At 67.1% G+C, this 2,064-nt stretch carries 1 protein-coding gene; it reads left to right on the top strand.

Translation table 11 applies throughout. The annotated features are described in order from the left end of the window. Window positions 1–2,053, top strand: a 2,053-nt coding sequence (locus tag Sri02f_RS40905; RefSeq protein WP_109006331.1) for a glycoside hydrolase family 48 protein, incomplete at its 5' end; no start/stop codon positions are given. Window positions 2,054–2,064 lie beyond the last annotated feature (11 nt).

Raw genomic sequence — 2,064 nt, 5'->3', positions numbered from 1 at the left:
CGGCGCGAGCCTCACGTTCACGCCGTCGAACTGGAGCACCGCCCAGAACGTGACCGTCACCGCCGACGCCTCCGGCACCGGAGCCGCCGTCTTCGAGTCGTCGGCCCCGGGGCACGCCAAGGCCTCGGTCACCGTGACGGAGCTGGGAGCGACGAAGGCTTACGACGCCCGTTTCCTGGACCTCTACGGCAAGATCACCAACCCGGCGAACGGGTACTTCTCCCCCGAGGGCATCCCGTACCACTCGGTCGAGACGCTGATCGTCGAGGCCCCGGACCAGGGCCACGAGACCACGTCGGAGGCCTACAGCTACCTGCTGTGGCTTCAGGCCATGTACGGCAAGGTCACCGGCGACTGGTCCAAGTTCAACGGGGCCTGGCAGATCATGGAGAAGTACATGATCCCGACCCACGCCGACCAGCCGACCAACTCGTTCTACAACGCCTCCAAGCCGGCCACGTACGCGCCCGAGCTGGACACGCCGAACGAGTACCCGGCGAAACTCGACACCTCCGTCTCCGTGGGCTCCGACCCCATCGCAGGTGAGCTGAAGAGCGCCTACGGCACCGACGACGTCTACGGCATGCACTGGCTCCAGGACGTCGACAACACGTACGGCTACGGCAACGCGCCCGGCAAGTGCGAGGCCGGCCCCACCGACACCGGACCGTCCTACATCAACACCTTCCAGCGCGGCGCACAGGAATCGGTGTGGGAAACGGTTCCGCAACCGACCTGCGACGCCTTCAAGTACGGCGGGAAGAACGGCTACCTGGACCTGTTCACCGGCGACTCCTCCTACGCCAAGCAGTGGAAGTTCACCGACGCCCCCGACGCCGACGCACGAGCCGTGCAGGCCGCCTACTGGGCGGACGTGTGGGCCAAGGCCCAGGGCAAGGGCAGCGAGGTCTCCACGACCGTCGGCAAGGCCGCCAAGATGGGCGACTACCTGCGCTACGCCATGTACGACAAGTACTTCAAGAAGGTCGGCAACTGCGTCGGACCGGCCACCTGCCCGGCCGGGACCGGCAAGGACGCCTCGCACTACCTGCTGTCCTGGTACTACGCCTGGGGCGGCGCCACCGACACCAGCGCCGGCTGGGCCTGGCGCATCGGCTCCAGCCACACCCACGGCGGCTACCAGAACCCGCTGGCCGCCTACGCCCTGAGCAACAACGCCGACCTCAAGCCCAAATCCGCCACCGGACAAGCCGACTGGGCCACATCCCTGGGCCGGCAACTGGAGTTCTACCGCTGGCTGCAGTCAAACGAAGGCGCCATCGCCGGCGGAGCCACCAACAGCTGGGCAGGCCGCTACGCCACACCTCCCACCGGCACCTCGACCTTCTACGGCATGTACTACGACCAGCAGCCCGTCTACCACGACCCGCCCTCCAACCAGTGGTTCGGCTTCCAGGCATGGTCGATGGAACGCGTCGCCGAGTACTACCAGCAGACCGGCAGCACCCAGGCCAAAGCCGTCCTCGACAAATGGGTCACCTGGGCACTGTCCAAGACCACGATCAACCCCGACGGCACCTTCCGCATCCCCTCCACCCTGCAGTGGTCCGGCCAGCCCGACACCTGGAACGCCACCAGCCCCGGCGCCAACACCGGCCTGCACGTCACCGTCGCCGACTACACCGACGACGTCGGCGTGGCCGCCGCCTACGCCAAGACCCTGACCTACTACGCCGCCAAATCCGGCAGCACCCAGGCCAAGACCACCGCCAAGGCCCTCCTGGACGGCATGTGGAACAACGACCAGGACGCCCTGGGCATCGCCGTCCCCGAAACCCGCGCCGACTACAACCGCTTCAACGACACCGTCTACGTCCCCAGCAACTACACCGGCACCATGCCGAACGGCGACAGCATCAACTCCACCTCCACCTTCGCCTCCCTGCGCTCCTTCTACAAGAACGACCCCGCCTGGTCCAAGATCCAGGCCTACCTCGCAGGCGGCGCCGCCCCCGTCTTCACCTACCACCGCTTCTGGGCCCAGGCGGACATCGCCCTGGCCATGGGCTCGTACGCGGAACTCCTCGAATAAACCCCCGCTGA

The organism is Streptomyces rishiriensis, assembly GCF_003112535.1.
In the GTDB taxonomy this organism is placed as follows: domain Bacteria; phylum Actinomycetota; class Actinomycetes; order Streptomycetales; family Streptomycetaceae; genus Streptomyces; species Streptomyces rishiriensis.
This window is presented reverse-complemented; position numbering and strand designations above follow the sequence as displayed.